The organism is Tamlana sp. s12 (assembly GCF_016767215.1).
Lineage (GTDB): Bacteria > Bacteroidota > Bacteroidia > Flavobacteriales > Flavobacteriaceae > Pseudotamlana > Pseudotamlana agarivorans.
Map to the genome: position 1 here is coordinate 2,095,672 of NZ_CP068547.1, position 23,670 is coordinate 2,119,341.

Here is a 23,670-nt window from a genome sequence, read left to right on the forward strand (position 1 = left end):
ATGTCTTTATTATTGGATCGTCATTTTATAAATGACTTAATTTATATGTGTTTTTCTGTGTAATACTAATAATTTGATGTTCCAAAAGTAGTTTTAAAACGGACTTTAAGTCGTTTTCCGAACAATTAATGGCTTCTAAAAGTGCTCTTGAAGAAAAATCGCCAGATTCTAAAACCCCAATAACCCGATTTTTTAGTTCCTGAAGGTTGGATGCCGAAGTTTTTTTGTTTTTCTTTTGAATACACACCGAGCAAATGTTACAATCTTCAACATCTATTTCGCCAAAATAGGAGAGCAGTTGCACGCTTTTACATATCGAATCATTTTCAATATAATCGAGCATGGCCTTTACTTGATTTTGTTTCAGTTTATTTTGTTGCTTAATTATTGGTGCAATTCTGTTGATGGTTTTTTCATCTTCCCGAGGTTCAATAAACGTTACCTGAGCATCGGTTTTAGCTAGGTTTAAAGTGATTATTTCATCATCTTCAAGCTGTTCCAGGGTGCTTATTAACTGAAATTCATGAATCGATGCTTTTTTAGCGACCTTTTTTAAATCAATTTTAGTCGGATTGTCGAAAATACCGCCATACATTCTTAAAATCGATTTTACAATAATTCCGTAATCTTCATGTGTATCTAAATAATTAAAAAGCGCATTGTTTGAAATGACAAATTGTAGGGTGACTTTATTTTTAAACTGTTTCGATAATGTAATAACACTGTTTCTATCTAGGAAAAGCAGGGCATTATAGCATAAAACGGATGGGAATTGATAAGTCTTACAGAAACTATTGAAATCAAAGTCGAAGGTTTCGTATTCACCTTCCCCATATGAGATTTGGAAATAACTACACAGCTTTCGATAAACTTGTTTGATGAAATCGACATCCGGAAGCGTGCTTAAAAATTGATTTTTAACCATGGTTTCATCGCTGTTGTTTTTTAATATCACAGCAAAAGCCTTATTTCCATTTCTTCCTGCTCGGCCAGCTTCTTGGAAGTAGCTTTCAATACTTTCTGGTAAATTGAGATGAATAACGGTTCTTACATCGGGTTTGTCGATTCCCATACCAAAGGCATTTGTGGCTACCATAACTTGCGACTGGTTTTGCAACCAAGCCGTCATATTTTTATCCTTTTCATCATTGTTTAATCCGCCATGATAAAAAGTAGCACTTATGTTTTTAGATTTTAAGAATGCCGATATTTCAATAGTCGCTTTTCTATTTCTAACATAAACAATAGAAGGTGCAGGATTCTTTTTTAAAATGGTTTCCAATCGGTAATGTTTATCATTTTCATGAAAAACCATATATGCCAGATTCGTTCTTAAAAAGGAGTTTTTAAAAATTTTAGGCTGAATAAAATCAAGTTCTTTAACGATATCATTTATAACTTCCGGTCTTGCTGAAGCAGTTAAGGCCACAACATTGGCCGAGGGACGTAAACGCCTTAGTAGGGTAATGTTTTTATATGCTGGCCTAAAATCACTGCCCCATTGGGAAATACAATGTGCTTCATCAACAGCAATTAAATTCACGTTCATGAGTCGTATACGATCCTGAACGAGCTCTTGCTGCAAACGTTCTGGCGACAAATAGAGAAATTTATAGTTGCCATAAATACAATTGTCTAGCATCGTGTCCAATTGGCTGTAACTTATACCGCTGGTAAGTGCCATGGCTTTAATCCCTTTTTCATTCAAGGCTTGTACTTGGTCTTTCATTAAGGCAATTAATGGCGAAATTACAATACAAATGCCTTCTTTGGCTAGGGCCGGAATTTGGAAACATATAGATTTTCCACCTCCTGTTGGTAACAAAACGAAAGTGTCTTCACCTTCTATAACCGCATTGATAATAGCTTCCTGTTCGGGTCTAAAACTGGTGAAATTCCAATAGCGTTCTAATATGTTTATAGGGTGTTCCAAATTAGAGATTTATGGATTTTAAGATGAAATCCGTGCGATTTTCTACGGTATCGAAAGGGACATCAATCAGATTATAGTGGTAAGATTTATAAGTGTTCACAATATGTTTATGAATGCTTTCGGCTTGTTCAAAAGTTTCATAGCGTTCGCTGTCACTCGTATAAATGGTAGCCCAAGGTTTTAAAATAAAAACAAGGTCGTATTTTATGGTTTCGCAAGCATTTTTAAATGCGATGGGATAACGGTCTCCTATAAAATCCATATAAGCTAAGACATCATGAACACCGCGATCGAAAAAAATAGTTTTATCCTTTTGGATTTCAGCGTCTTTATATTGCTGAAGCCTGCCTTTAAGCAGCATATCACTAAACATAAGCGGATTGCTTAAAAATAGCTGATCGATGCCCTTTTTTTGGGCTTCAATAATAACCTGACGAGAAATTTCTTCCATACAAGGAAATCCTCTTTTAATCAATTCATTAATTAATGTTGATTTTCCTGTGCCAGGACCTCCCGTTATTAGAATTTTTTTCGTGTTCAAATCGGCGATATTTGTTGTAAAAATCGGAATTTAGCGGCTATAAAAAAAATTGAAATGCACCTAAGCTATTTTTATTAGCAAACTTATCCTTATCTTTTTAGTTTTATTGAAGAATTCATCAAGAAAATCATAGCGATAAGAATGGATGATATTGTATATTTGTATAAGAAAAAAAGCCTATGAACCCAGCTCCTAATTCAGAAGAATTTTATAAAAAATTAAAAGAACAACTATACGATACAGCGCAATGGCCATCGGAATATCTATATAAATTTATAGTCCTTTCAACTCCTGAAAAAATACTTCAAATAGAAAATATTTTTGATAATTTGGGGGCAGTAATTGATACAAAAGAGTCCAAAAACGGGAAATATACGAGTGTTTCAATTAATGTTAGTATGAAAGACCCTGAGGCTGTTATTGCCAAGTACAAAGAAGTTGCAGAAAATGTTGAAGGCGTTATAAGTCTTTAGTTTTTTTTTGTACTTTGCGCATGCAGAAACACTTCATGCAATACAATAAAACTCTACACATTTATTTTGATTGATAATTTAGAATATAACACAGAGCGTGAACATTTAATCATTCCGGAGTACGGAAGGCATATGCAGAAAATGATTAATTACGCCAAATCCCTAGAATCCAAAGAAGAACGTAATAAAGTCGCAAAAGGTATTATTGCGGTCATGGGAAATATGCAACCGCATTTAAGAGATGTTCCAGATTTTCAGCATAAGCTTTGGGATCAAATGTTTATCATGTCTAATTTTGAATTAGATGCCGATTCACCTTATCCTATTCCTACAAAGGAAATCTACGAAGAGCGTCCAGAACCGTTAAGATACCCGCAAAATTTCCCTAAATACCGTTTTTATGGAAATAATATTAAAACCATGATTGACGTGGCTAATACTTGGGAAGACGGAGATTTAAAAGAGGCTTTAATTTATACGATTGCAAATCATATGAAAAAGTGTTTTTTAAACTGGAACAAAGATACGGTTGAGGATACTGTGATTTACGATCATTTATATGAACTTTCTGGTGGGAAAATCAATTTGAAAAATTCGGAAGAAGATTTGTCAGATGCTAATAGTTTGATGCGTTCTAAAACGAAGTTTACAAGTAATAACACCAAGAAAACCCATCATAAGAAGAATAATTCTAATAACCGACAAAGAAAACGCTATTAAATTCCATGGGAACATTTAAAATTGAAGGCGGTCACCAATTAAAGGGAAGCATACAACCTCAAGGCGCTAAAAACGAAGCTTTACAGATTTTGTGTGCTGTTTTATTAACACCTGAAGTAGTTACGATTCATAATATTCCAAATATTATTGATGTTAACAAGTTAATGGCGTTGCTAGAACACCTCGGTGTTAAAGTTAATAAATTGGGCAAGGGCTCTTATACTTTTCAAGCCGATGAGGTCAATTTAAAATATTTAGAATCCGATCAATTTAAAATTGACGGCCGTGGTTTACGTGGCTCTATCATGATCGTTGGTCCGTTATTAGCCCGTTTTGGCAAAGGTTACATTCCTAAGCCTGGTGGTGATAAAATTGGTCGTCGTCGTTTAGATACGCACTTCGAAGGGCTTATTAATTTAGGTGCGAAGTTTAGATATAGTAAAGAAGAACAGTTTTATGGTGTTGAAGCCGAAAAATTAAAGGGAAGATACATGCTTCTTGAAGAGGCTTCGGTTACTGGTACTGCTAATATATTGATGGCAGCTGTTTTAGCTGAGGGAAAAACAACCATATACAATGCCGCTTGCGAACCTTATTTACAGCAACTTTGTAAGATGCTGAATAGAATGGGGGCTAAAATTAGTGGTGTAGGTTCTAACCTGTTGGAGATTGAAGGTGTTGATAGTCTTGGCGGAACCGAGCATACCATGCTTCCTGATATGATTGAAATTGGAAGTTGGATTGGTTTAGCTGCAATGACTAAAAGTGAACTAACCATTACCAATGTGTCTTGGAATGATTTAGGATTAATTCCAGAAACGTTTAGAAAATTAGGAATTACTGTTGAAAAGCGTGGTGATGATATTTATATCCCTGCTCATACCAACGGTTATGAAATACAAAGTTTTATCGATGGTTCGATTTTAAGTATTTCTGATGCCCCATGGCCTGGTTTTACTCCAGATTTATTAAGCATCATATTGGTTGTTGCCACACAAGCTAGAGGTAGTGTTTTAGTGCATCAAAAAATGTTTGAAAGTCGCTTGTTTTTCGTGGATAAACTTATAGACATGGGAGCAAAAATTATACTTTGCGACCCGCATAGAGCTACGGTTATTGGACATGATTTTAAATCGACTTTAAAAGCAACAACAATGACTTCGCCAGATATTCGTGCTGGGGTTTCTTTGTTAATAGCAGCACTTTCAGCGAAAGGCACATCGTCTATTCAAAATATAGAACAGATAGATCGCGGATATGAAAATATCGACGAACGTTTACGTGCTATTGGAGCTAAAATAGAACGTGTGGAATAAAAAATACACCCAAAATATTTATACCGAATTTAGACTTGTTTTATTCATTTAAAGCAAGTCTTTTTTTGTCCATATTACAAGGTTTGTAAATGAACTATAAAAAGGATTTATGAAGTAGGTTGAGGGGCTTGAAGGATGGATAGGTTAAAACAGGTCATAAAAAACCCTTGCATAATAAAAAATTAGCAAGGGTGTAATTTTTGTTAAGGTCTACCTTTTAACCTTTTTTCAATTTTTTGTTTAATCGCCGTCAAACGTTTCATAAGATCCATAATTTCAGGATCTTTTTCTTCTTTATAAATGGTGTTTAAACTTAATATTAGGTCTTTTACTTCTCTTGAGGATTCAATGCGCTCACTAGTCGTTTTAAACGTGTGTTTACGTTGCTCGAATTCTAAAGCTCGGTCAATTATCTCCATACGGTGTATTTAATCTTTAATCAATTTTAAGGGACGTGACGAGTAGTTTATCATCACAATTTGCCAATATAATGAAATATATGAAATTTTCGATTTTTATCTCAAATAATTATAAAAATTTTAATACTCTGAGATCAAAAGTACTTGTTTTTTCGTTTTTTTTAATTTATATAGCCCAATTTCCAAATTTTGAATCTTGTTATATATTTTGACTTAACATCAAGCAGGATTGCAAATTATAGAGGTTTTTGTAGGTGTAAAGCGTGTAAATAGTCTATTTTTATGTTTTTGTTAACAATAATCGATTTTTCGATACTTAATTTTATAGCTATTGAAAAATTCAAAAAAAACAATCTAAATGAAAAAATTACTATTACTTTTTATGGCTTGTGCTACAGTGTATACTGTTAATGCTCAGGTAAACACACCGCAATCAAGCCCTGCAGCAAAACTTGAACAAAAAGTTGGGTTAACCGATGTAACTATTGAATACTCACGCCCAGGCGTAAAAGACCGTAAAATCTTTGGTGATTTGGTGCCATATGGTAAAGTTTGGCGTACAGGAGCTAATAAAAACACCATTATTACTTTCAGTACAGACGCAACGATTTCAAATTATAAAATTAAAGCAGGTTCATATGCGATCTTTACAGAGCCAGGAGAAAGCCTTTGGAAAGTGTATTTTTATGCAGATACTGAAAACTGGGGTACGCCTAAAAAATGGGATGAATCTAAAGTAGTGGCTGTAACTTCTGTAAAAGCTTACGAAGTACCATTTAACGTAGAAACGTTTACATTAGATATCAATAGTATCACTAATGGAGGGGCTAATCTTGAACTTATTTGGGAAAAAACATACATCGCTATTCCTTTTACAGTACCAACTGATGATGCTGTTTTAGCAAGTATTAATGATGTGATGAGTGGTTCACCTAAAGCAAGTGATTATTATGCAGCTGCTTCATATTACTTACAGGAAAGTAAAAATCCAAAACAAGCTATGGAATGGATTGACAAAGCGGTAGATATGACTAAAGAAAAACCGCTTTTTTACTATTTAAGAAAACAATCTTTAATTCATGATAAAGCTGGTGATTCAAAAGGAGCTATTGCAGCAGCGAGAAAATCATTAGAATTAGCAAAAATTGCAGGTAATGATGATTATGTTAAAATGAATGAAGATTCTTTAAAAGAGTGGTTGGGGGAGTAGTTTCAAACCATACTTTGAATAAAGATTATTAAAAAATGGCTGTCCTAAGTTTTTAAGACAGCCATTTTTTTTTGTTTCAATAAAAGTTAAATTGCTACAGCGTATACTTTATACTAATACTCCAAATTTATAAGCGCTCTTACCTGATCCAAAGTGCTTATCAGTTGTTTGCTAAACGCGAACGTCATAACATCACTTTCAGTTTTTCCTTGGCGCAGTAAATTGTTAAAGTGGATAGTTTCATAATTGTAGCCTATGGTTTTGTAGTCAAAATCTAAGGTCTTTTCCTCGTTTTCTGTGTATAATGTAATTGTTGAAGGTTGATGAAACATGGTGTTTAATTTAACCGTGGCCTTTTCAAAGCTAAAAATTGCTTCCGTTTTTAAATCTTCAACCAGGGAACTTTTTAATTTTGCAATAGCACCGTCCTCATATTTAAAAGTCATATCACAAGAAGCGTCTGCGCCGTTTTTAAAATAAGTAGCTTCAGCTTCGATCTTGTTGGGAAGTCCTAAAGTCGATAAAGCGGCGAAAATAGGGTAGATGCCTATGTCTAATAAACTACCACCACCTAAGGATTTGTTGAATAGTCTCGAACTATTATCAAAATCTCTATAAAATCCGAAATCAGCTTCAAGTTTAAGCAATTTGCCATAAGTGTTGTTTTTTACCGCATCTAAAACAAATTGGTAGTGCGGCAAGAAGTAGGTCCAAAGTGCTTCCATTAAAAGCACGTTTTTAGATTGGGCTACAGCAATCATGGTTGTGACTTCCTCCGCATTCATGGCGAATGGCTTTTCACAGAGTACAGCTATACCATGCTCTAAACATAGTAAGGTGTTTTCTTTGTGCAAAGCATGTGGTGTTGCGATATAAACCGCATCGATATTGTCGTCTTTTGCTAATTGCTCATAGCTAGCGTATGTTTTAGTTGCATCGTACTTTTCAGCGAAATCTTTTGCTTTTTCAATACTTCTAGAGGCTACAGCATACAATTTTGCCCCGGGCACCGTTTGTAGGTCTGTGGCAAATTTATTAGCGATTTTTCCAAGGCCAATAATGCCCCAGTTAATTATTTTCTGTTGTGATTGCTTTGTCATTTGGCAATACGGATTGAAGGATACATGCCAAGGTAATAACGATTAGGCAGCCTACAAAATTTAACCATAAAAATGGCAGGTTAATGTATTCATATTGATTAAGTAAAAACAAAGCGATTACTATTATTTGGGTGATTAAGGCCCCTATAAAAACAGCATTACCTTTAACAAACTTGAAGAAAAAGGCTAGTAAGAATATACCTAATACATTTCCATAAAATATAGAGCCAATAATGTTAACCAGTTGAATAAGGTTTTCAGCTAAGTTCGCCACACAGGCAATACCAATGGCGATTAATCCCCAACCAAAGGTGAACCATTTTGAGGCTTTAACCATAGCTTCTTCAGATTTTTCACTTGTATTACGTTTGTATAAATCCATGGTTGTTGTTGAGCCTAAAGCGTTTAATTCGCTGGCCGTACTAGACATGGCAGCACTTAAAATTACAGCCAATAACAAACCAATTAATCCGCGTGGTAAGTTGTTCAAAATAAAATGTATAAACACATAATCTTTATCGTTGCTTTCAACTTTAACACCTTGACTTTGGGAGGCCTTATCGATTAAAACTTTAGCCTCATTTCTAATATCTTCTTCAGCTTCATTAGCTAGAGAAATGTATTTTGATGCCGTTTCGTCTTGAGTTGTGATAAACGATTCAATAATTTTTTGCTTATCATCAAACACTTGTGCTTGTTCCTTTTGCAGTGTTTTATAGTCGTCTGCATATTCCGAATTTAAAACCAATTCGGTTGCCGTAGGGTTGAAGTTAATAGGGGAGCTGTTAAATTGATAAAACACAAAAACCATAACCCCAACAAGAAGGATAAAAAATTGCATCGGTATTTTTAAAATACCGTTAAAAATGAGTCCTAATTGCATTTCCTTTACCGATTTACCTGAGAGGTAGCGTTGCACCTGACTTTGGTCGGTTCCGAAATAGGAAAGCATTAAAAAAGTACCACCTATAATACCGCTCCAAAAGGTATAACGGTTATTCAGATCGAATGAAAAATCAAGCACCTCCATTTTGCCGCTAGCTCCAGCGATTTCTAAAGCTTTTGTAAAAGTGATGTCTTGCGGAAGTTTATCAACGATCAAGAAAAAAGCCACTAACATACCAATAAAAATAACGACCATTTGGTGTTTTTGAGTTACGTTAACAGCTCTGGTTCCACCAGAAACGGTATAAACGATAACCAATAAGCCAATAATGATGTTTAGGGTGAGTAAATCCCATCCTAAAACAACAGATAAAATTATGGCAGGAGCAAAAATGGTTATTCCGGCAGCCAACCCACGCTGAATTAAAAATAGAATAGCTGCTAGGGTTCTGGTTTTTAAATCAAATCGATTTTCTAAAAACTCATAGGCTGTATAGACTTTTAATCGATGATAAAGCGGAATAAAAACCATGCAAATAACCACCATGGCAATAGGTAAGCCAAAATAGAATTGTACGAATCCCATGCCGTCATTAAAAGCTTGTCCTGGTGTTGATAAAAAGGTAATCGCACTGGCTTGAGTTGCCATAACCGATAAACCTATGGTCCACCACTTAGAGGTGTTACCTCCACGAAGATAATCCGTTACGTTTTTACTGCCTCTTGTTTGCCAAGTTCCATAAGCTACAATAGCTATTAGGGTTGAGCATAGTACGGTCCAGTCAATCCAACTTAAAGTTTGCATATTTTAAAAGGATTTTGTGATGAAGTAAAACGCAATGAAATATAGCACATTGACTATTAAAACAACAGAATATAACTTTAGCCAAGTTTGTTTTGGTGGTTCTTCGTTATTCATAAGTTGGTTTATTTTTCGGTTTGATTAAGGTCTTCTTTGCCTAATGAAAGCATATTTGCGAACAAACGATAGGCTCCAGAAACACCTGATGGAAATTCTCTAAAAAAGCTGAGTCCTGTGTAAATATAGTAGCCTTTACCATACTTAGCGACAAGTAAGCTTCCTTTTTTATCCGATTCCTTTTTATCGTGAATTTCTAAAATAGGGGTGAATTCCTTGCCCCAGGCATTCGGAAAATATAATCCGCGTTCTTGCGTCCAGCCTTCAAAATCTTTTTGAGTGATTTTATTAGGGTAATTTAAAACGGGATGTTTCGGACTTAAAAAGCGAACCTGAGCGTTTTCATCGGTAACACGGTCTCTGGATAAAGTTAATTTATAAGGGGCAATGTTGTCAACTTTTAAACGGTGACTCGTATTGTACTGTACAATCATATTTCCGCCTTGAGCTACAAAATCAAAAAGCGTTTGCTGTTTAAACTGTAAGTCATCTAAAGTATTGTAAGCACGAATTCCAACAACAACAGCATCAAAATGGCTTAAGCTTTCTGCAGAAATTTCAGCAGGTGTTAAAAACTGAACCTCGTATCCAATTTGTTCGAGACTCTCCGGAACCACATCACCGGCACCTTGTATGTAAGCGATATGTTTTCCTTTTTTCTGAATATCCAAACGAACAACTTTTGTTTCATTAGGAAGTAAAACGGTTTGTTTAGGAATGTGGCTATAATCAATTTCTATAAGCTCTTTGTTATAGGCCTGATTTCCAACGAAAACCACAGGACTAATATATCCTTCATTACCATTTTTTGGCGGCGTTATCGTAAAATTAAAGCTTTGATCTTCGCCTTTATGAATTATAGATACGGGTTGTGATTTAGGAAATACTTGCCAACCTTCTGGGTGTTCAATTTCTACGGAACCTTTTAAATTGTCATGTCCGGCTTTTACAATGACTTGGATATTTCTTTTGCTATCGGAATTAAAAATGATGACTTTTTCTGTAATACTAGCTGAAGCTTCTGGGATGATTTCAAACGGACGATACAATTCGCCTTTATCGGGTTCGGAGTAACGCTGAATCACGTCTTTTGAAATACTGACAGGCACATTATTGATGAGTAAATTAAACTTTACGTCGTAAGCTCTAGGGGTTTCTGGAAGGCCTATTAAATCTTTGTTATCCACATGATACATTCCAAGACTTCCTTTTTTGTTGAGCCAGTATGGTGTTGTTGGTTGCTGATTTTCTTTAATGTTTAAAACCTCCTCGAAGTTGTATTTTGTATTATTCTTTAGGTCGATGTTTTTTGAAACACTAAGTTTTTCTGAAGTTTCATAACTGAGTAAACGCATCGGTATGTCACTTCGGTTAAGCACTTCAATGTTAATTTTTACAGCTTCGCTAGGCGTGGCCCAATTGGTTTCTGCCGAAGCTTCTAAATACAAACCGGCACACATTTCTATTATATGAATGAGCTCTTTAGATTTTTGAATTTTCCAATGTTCATTGTCTACTTTTTGAAGCAGTTGATAGGCTTTAACCAATTGTGGAATATGCTCTGAAGGGTTTTTAAAATTGAAATCCTTTTCTACAGCGTACAAAATCTCGCCGATGGATTGTCCGCCTTTAATGCGGTTCCATGTGGTATCAATGCCTTCAAAAATGTTGTCATTATCCTTTAACGGATCACCTTTAAGAAATTCTACATACTCTTTTTGAGTGCCTCGCTGGGTTAAATTACCAAACCCTTGACATAAATGCTGACTCCTAGCAATGGCAGCCACTTCGTTGTTAGACATGCCTTTTAGTGGGTAAAAAGTACCTATATCGAAACTAATCATATCACTTTTATCGGCCGCATCGAATTTATCTTGTCCGCCATAAAACCAATGGCTTGTATTAAAAAACAAGCGTTTAGGTTGCCAAGTGGTGGTTCTATCTAATTGTTCTGGGAAAGCCGTTTTATCGTTAGCCAACTCAAAGGCTTCAACGCTTAGCATGGCCGATCCTGTGTGGTGACCATGGGTGGTACCAGGACTTCTATGGTCAAAACGGTTAATAATAATATCGGGTTGAAATGTTCTAATGGCTAAAACGACATCGCTTAAAACCATGTCCTTATCCCAAATTTCAAAAGTTTCATCAGGGTGTTTGGAGTAGCCAAAATCGTTGGCTCTTGTAAATAGTTGTTCACCACCATCAACACGTCTGGCAGCAAGCAATTCCTGAGTTCTTAAAACACCTAGTAATTCTCTAATATCGGATCCTATTAAATTTTGACCGCCATCACCACGGGTTAAAGAGAGGTAAGCAGTTCGGGCTTTTAAGTGATTAGACATGTATGCGATTAGTCGCGTATTTTCGTCGTCTGGATGCGCTGCAACATATAATACAGAACCTAAAAAGTTGAGCTTTTGTACGGATTCGTAAATTTCAGATGATGAGCTTTTTATAGGTTTTTGTGCGTAGGTAATTAATAGCGTGAGTAAAGCTATTGTAAAAGAAAGGCGTTTTTTGTTCATTTTGGTTATTCGCTAAAAAATCAAATATACCAAAGTTGATGCTGCGTTAAAAGGTTTTAGTGTTTCTTTAACGGTTTGGGTTGGGAGAGTTCTAAAGTCGCAAAGTTATAGAGATGTAGAGTTTCAAAGTTCCAAAGTTATAATGATATAAAGTTACATTGAAGCAACTTCTAAAAGTTAAACTGGAAACCAAACGGCTATCCCCTAGAGGGGATTATAGGGGTGTTTTTATATTTTGTAAGTATAAAGTTCGAAAGCTAAAGAGCTTCAAAAGTACCTCGACAACCACGGTGTAACAAGGTTGCTGTATCATTGAGTCTTAGGATTAATAATCAATAAACAATTATCAATAATCAATTGCTTTAAGTTTTTAAGGTAGTGTTCAAATAAAAAATCACGGCTAGTAAAATTACCAACCGTGATTATTATATGAATAAAAATTAATTTAAAAAGACTTATTACCTTTTAATGAAACGTTTTAAAGTTTCAGTACTTCCGTTGGTTACTTTGAGTAAGTACATTCCAGATTGTAAAGGTCTTAAATCAATTTTTTCTGCTCCAGAAGCTTGTGTGTTTGAATACACAAATTGTCCTAAAGTGTTATAGATTTCAATTTTAGACGTTTGACTTCCAGATAGTTTAACAGTGATGAAATCTGTTGCTGGATTAGGGAATACCGATACAGCAAAAGCGCTATCTTCATCGGTTACTTTACCAGAAGCTTCTTTAGCTGAACCAGCAATTAGCTCAAATTCAATCCAATCGATATCAGCACTTTCTCCATCAGCGTTAGAGGTTAACACGATTTCATTGTTACCTGCGTTTAACGCAACGACTAAGCTAGCTCTAGCAAAAGCTGAACTTTCGGTAGCAGGAAGTGATAATGTTTGTGAATTCCCATTAAAACTGATATTTACAGTAGGATTCATTGTAGCCTTTCTGGTATATCTAAGTGTTACCGTATAGTTTCCAGAAACAGGAGCATCAAAGTTCCAGATAATTTGTTTCCTAGCACTGTTTGAAAGGTTAATGGTATTTTCAAAATCGGCAGCATCATAATATTTGATAGATCCGTCGTAAGCGATAGTTCCAGCATCGGTAACTTCAATACGTGTAGGTTCTGTTGGTTCTACAATAGAACCTTCAATTGTTGCAGATGCGTAGTTTGAATTAATAGAACCGTTGGCTTTAATCCAATAGAAATATTCGGTATTGGCTTGTGCAGTTGCGTCTACATAACTTGTAGCAGATGTAGCCAGAGTAGCTATACGTACTCTTCCGCTTGGATTTGAATCTAAATCTCTGTACACTTCAATGCTTGTTGGAGCAAAATTGGAGTTCCAATTTAAACTTATAGACGCTTCTCCTGGAGTAGCTGTTAAGCTTATTGAATTGCCAGGAGCAGAAATCGTTGCTGAAGCAGCATTAGAATTAAATGCACCATTTGATTTAATCCAGTAATAGTACGTTGTTCCAACAGCAGCTGTATTGTCGGTGTAACTCGTAATATCAACAGAAGCGATATTTGCTAATTTAGTTCTACCAGCAGGATCGGCGTCAGTATCTCTGTATAGTTCGTAGCTTGTTGCAGTTCCTTCAACTAAAGTCCAGTTAAGGTTAATTTCAGTTTCAGTAGCAACGGCGTTAAGTGAAACTACAGGGTCTGCATCTGGTGCAGAAATCGTTGCAGATGCAGCATTAGAGTTAAATGAACCGTTAGCTTTAATCCAGTAATAGTACGTTGTACCTACAGCAGCTGTGTTGTCGGTGTAATTCGTAATATTAACAGAAGCGATATTCGTTAATTTAGTTCTACCAGCCGGATCGGCATCAGTATCTCTGTATAATTCGTAGCTTGTTGCAGTACCTTCAACTAAAGTCCAGTTAAGGTTAATTTCAGTTTCGGTAGCAACGGCGTTAAGTGAAACAACAGGATCCTCAGGTTGGTCGATCACTAAACCGTATTCTACAGCACCTAAATCTGGTCGAGATCCGCTGTAATCAATTCCTGAAGTAGTTACACCTGCATCAATTAAATTACTGCTTGATTTTAAGTTTAAGAATCCGTTAGAAGTAGGATCTGCATTTGGACCTGGTGATAAAGTCACGAAATCTGAACTACTAGCAGTTAATGTTCCATCAATATTAATGAATGCGTTTGGAGCAGAATAATTACCTCTAATACGATCTGTTTGAGAATTACCTAAAGAGATGTTGTTTTTGAAAATGTGACTAGCACCATCTCTAGTATGAATGTTATACTCTCCGTTATTATAAGTTGTATTATTAGTGAATTCTATAGCACCAATGTTTCCATTATCTGTAAATCCGTGTTTTCCGTTATTGAAAGCGATACAACGACGTACAATATGGTTTATTTTGTGTGCAGATGATCCTAATTTGAAACCATTTTTATCGCCTCCACCAGAAGAACCACCTGTAGTTAATGTACCGTTACTGTGAGCAATACAATCTTCGAAAGTTACTACACCAATTGGTCCTGTATCACTCTTCGTGTATAAATCCCAACCATCGTCAATATTATGGTGCGCCACACATCCACGGAAGGTGTTACCTACACCACAAGTTAATTTAGCGGCAAAACCATCGGCATCTTCATTATCAGAATCACGGTTATCGTATGCTTCACAATTTAAAATTAAGTTATGTGAAGGCCAATCACTAATAGAAGTTGCATTTGTGTTGTATCTACTTAACTGTAAACCAGTATCATGGTTTGATCTAAAAATACAACTTTCAATGGTGTTGTAGTTTCCAGAAAGTAGCATACCGTTGTCACCAGCTTCTTCAATAGTAATGTCTTTAAAGTGCCAGTAGTTACCATCTAAAACAATACCACGGTTTGAAGATGACTCCGACTGAGCGGCAAAGCTAAGAACAGGCATACCGTCGTACCCGAATACTTTAATTTTAGAGCTAGAAGATCCGTTTTTAGTGATAACAATAGTAGAAGAGAAGTTATATTTACCTCCTTTTACATAAATAGTACCTCCTGAAGACACGCTAGAAAGCGCAGATTCAAACGTTTTTGGTGAATTTATAGACCCAGAGTTACTTGCAGAACCGTTATTGGCCACGTAAATGGCTGAAGGGTCGATAGGTGGGTTTTCAGGATCAGGATCGTCATCTGAATCTGGAGTAGTCACTTGCGCAGCATTCGATGAATAATCATTACTAACTTTTACCCAGTAGTAGTAAGTTGTTTCGGCAGCAGCCGTATTATCGCTGTAGAATCTAGCATCTGGTGCTAAAGTCGCAATTTTTGTTCTACCAGCAGGATCAGAATCGATATCTCTATAGATTTCAAGAGCGTCAACGGTGATGTTACTAGCTGTCCAACTTAAGTTCACATTGGTGCCAGAAACAGAAGCACTTAAAGATACGCTAGGATCTCCTGGAGGCGGATTAACAACATCTCCTGTGCTAAGTATCATGTAGTAAAGGTTTGCAGTGTCACCTTTTGTAATGGTGTGCGAACCAGCACTTAGTTGTTGCGTTAACTCGCCACCAGATACATTAACATTATTACCATCAATTTTAATGCTTCCAGACCAACCTTCGTTAAAAACAAGGGTTATAGAACCACTTGAAGCTGCATTAAATGCAATGCTTGTACTAGACTCAATTTTTAAACACTGTGTTAGGGTTAAACCGGCGTAGTTAACCGTTCCTTTAGAATCGGAAAGGTTTCCAGAAATACTAAATACACTGCTGCTTGTTCCAGAAGTTGTGAAGTTATGCGTTGTACCTCCCGCTGGCGGTGGTGTAATTATTTCGCCATCACCGTCTGGTTTTGCAGATTGTGAATTTGATTCTACATTACCATTGGCTTGTACCCAATAGTAGTAGGTCGTTCCGTTATCTACAGAATTATCGGTATAGCTTGTAGCGCTAGATGATAAATCGGTTAATTTCGTTCTTCCGCTAGTGTTAGAGCTTGTGTTTCTGTAAACAGCAAAAGTTGAAGCAGATAAATTCGCCGTAGTCCAATTTAAAGTTACAGAGCCATCGCCTGCATTTGCAGTAAGTGAAATACTTGGGTCGGTTGGAATTATTGGAGGCGTACCTTCGCCTTGAATGTATTGTAAAGATGTATTATAGTTTACCAAAGCTGATTTAAGGGCACTATTTACGGCATAAGACGTATCATCTACAGAATTATTAAAAGTGAAGTTGAAATCACCACCTTCTTGTCTGCCACTATACGTCGTCACGTTAGTTTTAGCGTTTTGAGGTGAATCTGCAGTATAACTATACATTGCAGAAGAATTGTCGAAATTGTTGTAAGTGTTAGAACCATAAGATGATTTTACACTACTGCTAATGGTTTGACTTTTACTTGTAACCACATAAGCATCAAAATCTGTTGTCGATCCCGAATAATTAGAGTCTCCATAGGCAACAAAACGTTTTTGCCCAGTCAAATAATTGTTGTAAGCCTTAATGGTACCACCATCTTCTTTAGAAAATGTTGGCATATCCGAGTAATCGTTGGAACCTTCACTTTCATCATAAACATCAGACCCTTGCATAGAAGTCAGCATAGGGTATTTACAGTTACGGAAATAGTTTCCTTCTACAAAAACCGATGATCCTTTGGTAGAACCCACACCATATTTAGCAATACCATCGTAGTAGTTGTTGTAAACGTGTGCCGAATAAAAACGTACGCGAGGGTGGCGCGAATCGGAATGGTCATACCAGTTGTGGTGGTATGTAATGTACAAACCTTCAGTCGTGTTTTCGCTTAAACCTAAAAGGTTAGATTTTCCTGCATCCCAAAAGTGGTTATAAGAAAAAGTAACATAAGTTGATTTTTTACAATCTAAAGCGCCATCTCCTTTTGCTTGATCAGAGTCTCCACCAGCATCACCATAAAAGAAATCACAGTTGTGTACCCAAACATATTGGTTGTTTTGCTGTAAACCAATATTATCACCTTCACCGCTATCGCAGTTCATGGTACCAATATTTCTTACTTCAATGTTTGTTGCATTTTTAATACGAATACCCCAACCGTCAGCGGTAGCATCATCGCCTACGCCTTCTAGGGTAATGTAGCTCGAGGCATTATTACTGTTTTCAATAACAATATCACCATTTTGCATATACGACATATCAGTTACCTGTCCGATAAGACGAATAATTAAAGGGCGTGTGTCTTTGCCTTTTTTAAAGCCTTCAAGAATAGTTTGTATACCAACACAAGGGTTAGAACTAGCTCCTGTAACATCCAGGCTAACAGTATTTTTAGTGTTTTCAGTTAAGTATAAGATAACCGCGTTATCTTTTGGTGTTCCATCTTCTTTGTAAGCTCCAGGAACTCGGCCATTACTAAATGAAAATCCTGTACGGTCGTGGGCTTTTACGGTAATATTACTTGTTGTTGCTCCAGATCCTTCAGATCCGTTAAATACAGGGGCAACTTTAATAGTGTACTGTCCTGCTTTCAAACCTAATACGTCGGCACGGTAGTAGCTTCCGTACCCGCGAATGAGTTGTGTGTCAATTTTTCTGTTACTAATACCTTGTCCGCTATAATACACGTTATAGGAATCGGCTCCAGAGACTGGGGTCCATTTTACGTTGGCTGTTTCGAACCAACCGCTTGCTTCGTTAATCGTTACCGACTGAGCAATCGCTAGAAAGGATGCTAGGAGGAATGCTAACGAAAAAACTGTTTTTTTCATTTTGTTTAATTTAATAGTTAATGTTTAGTTGTTTTTACAATTCTAATCACATCACGTTCATGTTATTAGAAAATGTAATCGATTACATTGATAGATTTTGTAATCCATTGCCTAAAGTATATGTTACACCTCTGTTTTCCAAATAATTACGAAGTAATGTTAATAACTTCTTAAAATTTGAGGCAAAATTGTGTTTATTTATCGATGAAGTGCATAAAAAATTGTGTTATTAATATTTTTGTAAGGTAATTTGGTGTCGATTTGTTGTATTGGCTTGTTTTGTGTTAAAATTTTGGATTACAAAGAGGGAGGGAGGGGAGTTACAAAGTTATATAGCTGTAAGGTTATAAAGTTAGAGAGAAGCAACTTCTAAAAGTTGAACAGGAAACTGAGCTCATATCCCGTTGAGGACTGTCGAGATGAAAACATTGTTTTTATAGAAGATACATGGCGAAGCCAATAGGGGTGTGCGAGATGGGAGTTTCAGAGCTTCAAAGTTTCAAAGAAACTCTAATAAGTTCAGTGTGACAAAGTTGGTATATAGTTTAATAGCAGGGGTATTCGTCCATAATCAATAATAATTAGTCAATTTTTTAAATCACTCTTTATTATATTTCTTATGTTCAATATTTTTGGTTTTCAAAATGCCGTAAAACTTTCTTGGCGAAATTTTTAGGTCTTTGGTGATGTCACTTACTTTTTTCTGCCCTTTTTTATACAACTTTAAATTATCGTTTACTTTTTTATTAAAGTAGTGTTTTTCTAGTTTCTCAATAACTTGTAATTCAGTGAGGTTTGAGTCCTTTGCATATTTTTCAATTTCAGATTTAATATCTTTTAAACTACTCATATGTTTTAATTTTAAGGATTATTCTTTACGAACACTATCGTATTTAAGTGGCTAATTTACTAAATAAAAACTGATTAAAAAATCCGAAAGGATTTTTATGAGTAGTCGAGACTAGTAATAAATTATATCCGTGTTGTCCAAGGTTTTTATTTTAAATTGTGTAAGATTTTCCAGTTTTCGTTTTGTTCATTAGATAAAGATTTGAAAATCATAAACCCAAATTCTGCGATTAAATTTATTTGTTTTTTTGTTTCTTCATATGTCATTATTAATTTCCAAGAACCCTGAATTTCCTCGTGTGAAAAGAATGCCTTATAAATGAACATTTGATTTTTACTAAAATTTAGCTTTTTTGTATCTAATAAGTGAAGTGAATGTACAATTGAATGTCTAACATTTGTAATTACATAATACCAATCATTCAAATTTATATCAGTATTATTTAGATTTTCAGATTCCTTATAGTTAGGACTAATTTCGCGTAATAGTTTTAATAACGCTGTATTATTCTTTGATCTGTAATATTTTCGTAGAAATTCTTTTTGATCAGTTAAGAGTTCTTTTTTAACTTTTAAATGTTTTTGGTATGTAGGGTATACGTTAAGGAATTCTCCTATTATATTGAATAAAAAACTTTCCAATATTTCGTAACAATTTGCTAAAAAAGTCATTCCATTTTGAGAAATTAAAGTATCTATGCTTTTTATCATCTCTTCTTGACCTTTAATTTCTATTTGAAACTCAGTAGGATAGTTTAATTTCCAGCCGTTAGCACTTTTTCCTGTTAAATCACCAATAATCAACTTAGTTCCTATGATAGGCTCAATACCTGAATTTGATTCATGCTTTTTCTCAATTTGTTTTATCGTATTGGACAAATGGACTTTGGTCTGATAATGTAAGGATTCATACAAAGCTATTTTATTCAAAAAGTCATCAATTTCCTTTTTTAACGGATTTGTCATTTTCTGTATTTTTCTTGACTAACGATAAATTTTGATCTAAATATGTCTTTGAAATTCAGCCGTTAGCTAATGGGACTATTCGGATAGTTTTGGGTTGATTTTTTTGGTACAACTATGCTATATAAAATAGCTAACAGAGCGGCTTATAATTTACTTTTACCTCCAAATTAAATTCTTCACTATTAAATTCTTCACTGTTCACTTTTAATTATTAACTATTACCTTTTCGTTTCTAACTTTCAATATTCATAGCTCATTCAACAAGCTCGTTGTTAGAAATCCGCAGAGATTAATATTCAATAGTAAATAAACAATAATCAATATTACAACCACTTCTTACGCTTAAAGTAATATAACATGGCTAAAAACATGGCAATCATGACACCCCAAACAACAATATAGCCATATTTGTAATTTAATTCCGGCATATACTCGAAGTTCATACCGTAAACACCTGCAATGAAGGTTAGTGGAATAAAAATGGAGGCCATGATGGTTAGTACTTTCATGACTTCGTTCATTTTGTTGCTAATAGCGGTCATATACATATCCATTAAACTGGAAGCCATTTCTCTATAAATGTCTATACTCTCGGAAACTTGAATTAAATGATCGTAGATATCTCTAAAAAAAGTGATTGTTTTTTTCTCGATAAGCGGGTTTTCATTTTTATCAATTTTGATAAGGATTTCCCGAAGCGGAAAAATAGAGCGGCGCATGCGAAGAATTTCGTGTTTTAAATCTCGAATTTTTTTACTGGTTTGATCGTCAACATTTCCTGAAAAAATAGCATTTTCAAAGTCTTCAACTTTATCTCCTAAGAGTTCTATAACGCTAAAGTAATGGTCTACAATAGCATCAACTAAAATGTATAATAAATAATCAGACCCTAACGATCTGGCTCTTCCGCGCCCAGCGATGATACGTGCTCTAACGGCATCAAAAACATCGCCTTCCGATTCTTGGAATGTGAGTACGTAGTTTTTGCCTAAAACAAAACTCACTTGTTCCGAAATGATGTTTTCTTCATCATCATCTTTATAATACAGCATTTTCAACACCACAAAAAGGTATTCGCCATAGTCGTCGAGTTTAGGGCGCTGGGAAATACTTACAATATCCTCAACCACTAAAGGGTGTAAATTAAAATGATTCCCTAAAGATTCAATCGCATTCACATGGTTTAATCCGTTGAGGTTCACCCATGTCACCGAATCGGAGTTTTTGAAGTTATAACTTTCTTCAACCGAATTCAGCTCCTTAACAATACAGTGGCTTGTATTGTAATCGAAGGCTTCAATAAACAGTTTTTCTTTAGTGCGTTCTCCAGTGTATATTGCACTTCCAGGCGCTTGACCTAATTTTTTTTTAGAATGCTTTGTTCTCGTTTTTTTTGCCATGGAAAAGAAAGTAGTCTGTGTTAAAAAGTATAATGAGTGGTTGATTACGGTTTCCGACTAAGTTAATGAAACTTCATGAATTAAACAGCATCGCCATCATCGTCATGAATGTCATCAATCGCGTCTTTTTGAATTAATGACACTGCCTTTTGAAGCATGAGATTGTTAGGGTAAGTTACCAAACTTCCGTTGTCCAGTCGTAAATGCAATTGAAAGGCTCTAATATCTTCAATGATACCGGTTATTGGGAAATCTTTATCGTGAATTTCTATTTTATCACCCACTTTATAAGGAAAGTTGAAAAACATAATAATACCTGAAGTGATATTACTAAGAATAGACCAAATAGCGAAAAGTCCAATACCTATAACTGCAAAAATAGATGAAAATACAACCGCCAGTTCTTTAAATTCCGTTCCGAAAATTAGCGATTCAATTAAAAGACCTACTAATAAAAAATTGACCGTAACATAGCGTTTCATTAAGCGAATTCGAGCATCGTTAATGCCGTTTTTTCGAGCCACTTTAGTAATGGTGAAGTTAATGATGTACCGCAAAATCAGTAGTGAAAAAATGACTATTGCCGATACAATAAGTTCGTTTTGATAAGCTTCTTGAAAATTTACAAGCATATAAAATAAGTCGTTTTTAGTTAATCAAAGATACATTGGAATCTTATTTCGTCCTAATAATTCATTTTTTCCATTGATGAAAAAACGAATCAAAAAAATCTAGGCTGACGAAACTTTATCTAAATTTTTTGTTTGTTCCCTAAATTTTAGGAACTCGCCATTAAATTCTGTGATTTCCGGAAAGCCCTAGTTGGCTCAAACAGCCTAAAATTTTGCGGGTACTTCACTTCAAATTTTACGATAAATTTTCGATAGGCCAAAAACATACCTTTGAAAAACAATCCTTAGATTGATAGTTTAAATTAAATCTTTTAAATAAAAAAGGGACGATTTCAGTGTATTAAGAATCTAAATGCAACGATTCTCTTAATTTATCATCTTTATTATGATTTAAATTCCAATAGGCCGATTTGATGGTTTTTAGTTTGGTTGCCTTGGTGGTAAGCGATTTTGCTTGTTTACCAAATCCGCTGCTAAAGGTTTCCTCCCAACTTAAAATATCATAAGGGAATTTGGGATTAAACATAATTTTTAAGGTGCGTTCTAATTCTGGATAATGTACAGTATAGCTATCCGCTTCCAAAGTTGCTGTCGCAGCATATGCTTGTAATGGTTTGTGTTTTAATCTGATAAATTCAAAAGCTGGAATGATTTGCAAGTTGCCCGTTGGTAGTGATTGCGGATTGATACGCAGCTGTGTCCAGAGTTCGTTTTCTAAAATAGATTTATTGAGGCTGAAATGTTTATCGGCTTCGCCCTGAAAATAGGAGTGGGAAGCGATTTCAAAAGCCGTTTTGTTATTCAATTGCGTGTAAACATGTCCGCACCATTCTTGCACCGAAGTCGAAAGTTTTAAAGCATGTTGATTGTTCGAAACCGGATAGAAAACACTCTGCATGATGCTGTAGGGGTAAATGCCCGTATTGAAATTTTTTGTGGCGTTTAGTTTTAAAACGGGAATGGTTTCATCATTTCGGCGATCGGCTTTAACTTGTATATCTGGAAGAAAATCTTCAGTAACAAAAATTAAAACGGCTGTGCCTTGGCGAATTTCTCCGTAACGGGCTTGTTCCAGTTTGTATGAAGATATTTCAGCTTCACCGGCATACCAATAGCTTTTAAATTCTGATGATAATGGGGTTTTGGTTGATGACGTTTTCACGGATTTCGTTTCAGTTACATCAACTTCCGAACTAGATGATTGATGTTCTGCGGATGGTTTTTGGTTGCAGGATAGCATCAAAACGCATAGCCCAAAGATACTCTGTTTTATAAAGGGTTTAGAAGTAAATAGTTTCATAACAAGGATTTTACCCATAAAGTTACAATCTTATTTTTCTTCTGCAATGGCGTTTAAAGTTTTATAAACCAGATGCACAGGCAGTCCCATGACATTAAAATAAGAACCTTCTATTTTGGTCACACCAATTTGTCCGATCCAATCCTGAATACCGTAAGCACCTGCTTTATCGAAAGGATGGTCTTTTTCAATGTAGTATGTAATTTCATCATCACTTAAAGGTTTAAAAGTAACTTTTGTGATGTTATGCAAGGTTTTTTCGAAGGTCGGGGTTGTAAAACACACCGATGTAATCACTTCGTGTGTCGTATCGCTAAGGGATTTTAAAATACGGAAAGCTTCTTCTGCATTTTCTGGTTTACCTAAGGCTTTGTTGTTGTGCCAAACAATGGTATCACTGGTAATAAGGATGTCTTTGGCTTGTAACTCATCTTTAAACGGTAAGGCTTTCAGTTGGGCTAAATAATTACTGATTTCAAAATGGGTGAGTCTTGAGGGATATTCCTCTTTTACTGGTTTTAAACGAATTTCAAAATCTAAATCCAAATTCTTAAAGAATTCTTGTCGGCGTGGCGATCCCGAAGCCAAGATGATATGAAAGTTTTTTAAAGCGTCGTTAATCATGAATTAATATTTATACCATTTCTTATTTGAAATTACAGTAATAAAACGCTCCTTTTTTTCTTTCTATTTCAGAATAAAAAGAAACCGTAGCTTGGGCTATGCTTTATTTTTCTTCATTATATAAAGGAAAAAAATCAAGATTTTCTT

At 35.3% G+C, this 23,670-nt stretch carries 17 protein-coding genes; 4 read left to right on the forward strand and 13 right to left on the reverse strand.

The window, feature by feature from the left end; all coding sequences use genetic code 11:
* Positions 1-25: 25 nt before the first annotated feature.
* A complete protein-coding gene (locus JJL45_RS09260) occupies positions 26-1,933 on the reverse strand; it encodes an ATP-dependent DNA helicase RecQ (protein WP_068604468.1) in 1,908 nt (635 codons plus the stop codon).
* A gap of 1 nt (position 1,934) precedes the next feature.
* Positions 1,935-2,474: an AAA family ATPase gene (locus tag JJL45_RS09265; RefSeq protein ID WP_068604466.1), complete on the reverse strand. Its 540-nt coding sequence runs from the start codon at positions 2,472-2,474 to the stop codon at positions 1,935-1,937.
* 179 nt (positions 2,475-2,653) lie between these two features.
* On the opposite strand from JJL45_RS09265, the gene JJL45_RS09270 reads away from it, so the two are divergent.
* From JJL45_RS09270 to murA, 3 genes are all read left to right on the forward strand, one after another.
* Positions 2,654-2,947, forward strand: coding sequence for a DUF493 family protein (locus JJL45_RS09270; RefSeq protein ID WP_067147537.1), 294 nt, complete (start codon positions 2,654-2,656; stop codon positions 2,945-2,947).
* A 66-nt stretch (positions 2,948-3,013) separates the two neighbouring features.
* The gene (locus tag JJL45_RS09275; RefSeq protein WP_067147540.1) at positions 3,014-3,667 is read left to right on the forward strand and encodes a DUF4290 domain-containing protein; all 654 of its coding nucleotides are present in this window, start codon (positions 3,014-3,016) and stop codon (positions 3,665-3,667) included.
* 5 nt (positions 3,668-3,672) lie between these two features.
* A complete protein-coding gene (gene murA, locus JJL45_RS09280) occupies positions 3,673-4,983 on the forward strand; it encodes a UDP-N-acetylglucosamine 1-carboxyvinyltransferase (RefSeq protein WP_068604464.1) in 1,311 nt (436 codons plus the stop codon).
* Between the two features lie 203 nt (positions 4,984-5,186).
* Here murA and JJL45_RS09285 read toward each other — a convergent pair whose 3' ends face one another.
* Entirely contained in the window at positions 5,187-5,402 is a 216-nt protein-coding gene (locus JJL45_RS09285; RefSeq protein WP_067147546.1) for a hypothetical protein, read from the reverse strand.
* A gap of 358 nt (positions 5,403-5,760) precedes the next feature.
* On the opposite strand from JJL45_RS09285, the gene JJL45_RS09290 reads away from it, so the two are divergent.
* Entirely contained in the window at positions 5,761-6,612 is an 852-nt protein-coding gene (locus JJL45_RS09290; protein WP_068604462.1) for a DUF2911 domain-containing protein, read from the forward strand.
* Positions 6,613-6,725: 113 nt separating this feature from the next.
* Here JJL45_RS09290 and JJL45_RS09295 read toward each other — a convergent pair whose 3' ends face one another.
* The 10 genes from JJL45_RS09295 to JJL45_RS09340 form a co-directional block, all read right to left on the reverse strand.
* Positions 6,726-7,712 carry a Gfo/Idh/MocA family protein gene (locus tag JJL45_RS09295; protein ID WP_068604460.1) on the reverse strand — a complete coding sequence of 329 codons (987 nt, stop codon included), beginning with the start codon at positions 7,710-7,712 and terminating at the stop codon, positions 6,726-6,728.
* The gene (locus tag JJL45_RS09300) at positions 7,681-9,402 is read right to left on the reverse strand and encodes a sodium:solute symporter (RefSeq protein ID WP_068604459.1); all 1,722 of its coding nucleotides are present in this window, start codon (positions 9,400-9,402) and stop codon (positions 7,681-7,683) included. Before JJL45_RS09300 ends, JJL45_RS09295 begins: the two co-directional genes overlap by 32 nt.
* A 122-nt stretch (positions 9,403-9,524) precedes the next feature.
* Positions 9,525-12,041 carry a PIG-L family deacetylase gene (locus JJL45_RS09305; protein ID WP_068604457.1) on the reverse strand — a complete coding sequence of 839 codons (2,517 nt, stop codon included), beginning with the start codon at positions 12,039-12,041 and terminating at the stop codon, positions 9,525-9,527.
* A gap of 458 nt (positions 12,042-12,499) precedes the next feature.
* Positions 12,500-17,752, reverse strand: a complete 5,253-nt coding sequence (locus tag JJL45_RS09310; protein ID WP_202664116.1) for a T9SS type A sorting domain-containing protein — start codon at positions 17,750-17,752, stop codon at positions 12,500-12,502.
* 598 nt (positions 17,753-18,350) lie between these two features.
* A complete protein-coding gene (locus JJL45_RS09315) occupies positions 18,351-18,602 on the reverse strand; it encodes a hypothetical protein (RefSeq protein ID WP_068604454.1) in 252 nt (83 codons plus the stop codon).
* A 146-nt stretch (positions 18,603-18,748) separates the two neighbouring features.
* Positions 18,749-19,567: a hypothetical protein gene (locus tag JJL45_RS09320; RefSeq protein ID WP_068604451.1), complete on the reverse strand. Its 819-nt coding sequence runs from the start codon at positions 19,565-19,567 to the stop codon at positions 18,749-18,751.
* Positions 19,568-19,890: 323 nt separating this feature from the next.
* Positions 19,891-20,967 (reverse strand): magnesium/cobalt transporter CorA, encoded by a 1,077-nt coding sequence (corA, locus tag JJL45_RS09325; protein ID WP_068604448.1) that lies wholly within the window; start codon positions 20,965-20,967, stop codon positions 19,891-19,893.
* 80 nt (positions 20,968-21,047) lie between these two features.
* Positions 21,048-21,599, reverse strand: coding sequence for a mechanosensitive ion channel domain-containing protein (locus JJL45_RS09330; protein WP_067147570.1), 552 nt, complete (start codon positions 21,597-21,599; stop codon positions 21,048-21,050).
* 340 nt (positions 21,600-21,939) lie between these two features.
* On the reverse strand, positions 21,940-22,899 hold the full coding sequence (locus JJL45_RS09335; RefSeq protein WP_068604573.1) for a septum formation inhibitor Maf: 960 nt from the start codon (positions 22,897-22,899) through the stop codon (positions 21,940-21,942).
* 30 nt (positions 22,900-22,929) lie between these two features.
* Entirely contained in the window at positions 22,930-23,523 is a 594-nt protein-coding gene (locus JJL45_RS09340) for a Maf-like protein (protein ID WP_068604446.1), read from the reverse strand.
* Positions 23,524-23,670: the final 147 nt, after the last annotated feature.